The organism is Sphingobacterium sp. IITKGP-BTPF85 (genome assembly GCF_001006065.1).
Taxonomy (GTDB): Bacteria; Bacteroidota; Bacteroidia; order Sphingobacteriales; family Sphingobacteriaceae; genus Sphingobacterium; species Sphingobacterium anhuiense.
Genome location: NZ_ASZT02000285.1, coordinates 1 through 1,845, shown reverse-complemented (window position 1 = coordinate 1,845; position 1,845 = coordinate 1). Strand labels below are relative to the sequence as shown.

Genomic DNA, 1,845 nt, shown 5'->3' with positions numbered 1-1,845 from the left:
AATAAGGGATACTTATCGCCTCATGCTGATCACCTACTAACCGTGAATATGGATAAAGCATTTGTCTGTTTCCACCAGGATTAATCGGATATGTAAAACTAGCACCTTGATCAGACAAGCTACGACTGTATTGCATAGAAGTTCCTATTTCCAATCGATCAGCAGCTCTATAAGTAATATCAGATTTTAAGGTATAGCGATTCCCTTGATTGGTCACCAAGTGATCCAAATTCCGATCAAACCCTAACCCTAATCGAGAGCTCATCCGCTTGCTTTGCGTAGTATAACTCAGACTGTACTGTTGATTTCTTCCAAGCCTATAAAAATACTTGGAGATATCATCACGATAATTCTGATTACTAAAAGCCTCGATTTGGTTCAGCCCCTCCTCCTTCGATATTTTCCCTAAATCAACATTCCATAATAACTTCACAACTGGTGAAAGTATAGAAGTGGCATTATTAGTAGAGCTCAAAGCGGATTTATAGAATCCCTTATCATATAGAAACTGCTCCACATCGATAAAATCAGAAGAAGACATCTGCTGAATATAACTTAAATCAGGTTTTTCGAGTACGGTATAATTCACTCCCACTTCAAATCGTCGTTCTGATTGCCCTAGATTTTTCTTTGATTTTAATACAATAACTCCATTTCCGGCCCTTGCCCCCCATATAGAAGTTGCAGCCGCGTCTTTAAGAATTGTTACAGATTCAATATCATTAGGATTGAGCGTACTGAGATCTCCATCATATGGAAAGTTGTCCAAAACGACCAGCGGTTTCTGAAGTCCTTCCGAAAATGAGCTCAACCCTCTGATGATGATATTAGCTCCGGGTTTTCTTTTATCAAATTGAATTCCTGGAACCGTAGATTCCAACCTGTCCATGATATTATAAGATACACGTGCTTGTAACAGTTTATTTGAAATTTGTTCGAAACTTCCTGTAGCACGTTCTTTAGAAATTGATTGATAGCCATCATTATAAACAATGACCTCTTCTAGATCTCGCATCACAGGTTCTAATACCACAAGTAGTGTATCTCCGACATTGAAGTGGACAGTCTTTGTCTTATAATTGATATGAGAAAAAGAAATAATTCCTTGTTTATTTTTCACCTTAAGAGTGAAGACACCGTTCAAATCTGTCGTAGTCTGTAATTCCGTATTTTTTTCAATAATAGAGACATCCCCAAGAGGCATCCTCTTTTCATTAATCACTTGGCCTTTCAATAGTGTTTGTGCATTCAAAATTGTCAATACTTTTAACAATAAAAAAGTCATGCATAGTATATTTTTCATATCAATCCGCATTTAGTATAACTGGATCAATAAAAGGTGCTTGGTAATGACGATCAAGCAGATTACGCATGGTATAAGTTTGTATGTTTCCATTTGGATGAATCCAGACATAGAATGGAAAACCATTAAATGGAAATAATCGATGAAGATAATCATCTTCAATAATGGAATAGATCGAATGAATTGCAAGTGCCCTGTTTTTCAGAGCTGCATTTAATTTATCTATCTTTTGAAGATTATCTCTGGTAATAACAGGGTTAACCATGACCACATTGATATTATCACCATATAACTTTTTATAATGGTTTATTTCACTTTGATGTATAAGACAGGGAGAGCAGGTTGTCGACCAGAAGTCTAATACCAATAGTTTGCCCTTGTAGGCTGATAAATTTGACTTACTTAATACCCCATTGTTATAAATCATAAATTCTTGTTCCCAAAAATCATCAGGCATAGCATCACCTATATTTAAGGGTCGATTAGTCAAAAGCCCCTCCACCCCGCTGTCCTTGCGGGGCGTCTGAGCTGATAAACATAAA

At 36.6% G+C, this 1,845-nt stretch carries 2 protein-coding genes; both read right to left on the bottom strand.

Annotation, left to right across the window (positions count from 1 at the left end; all coding sequences use genetic code 11):
* Nucleotides 1-1,303, bottom strand: a 1,303-nt coding sequence (locus L950_RS25155; protein WP_031288476.1) for a TonB-dependent receptor plug domain-containing protein, incomplete at its 3' end; no start/stop codon positions are given.
* A gap of 1 nt (nt 1,304) precedes the next feature.
* Nucleotides 1,305-1,845, bottom strand: a 541-nt coding sequence (locus L950_RS25150) for a TlpA family protein disulfide reductase (RefSeq protein ID WP_021190308.1), incomplete at its 5' end; no start/stop codon positions are given.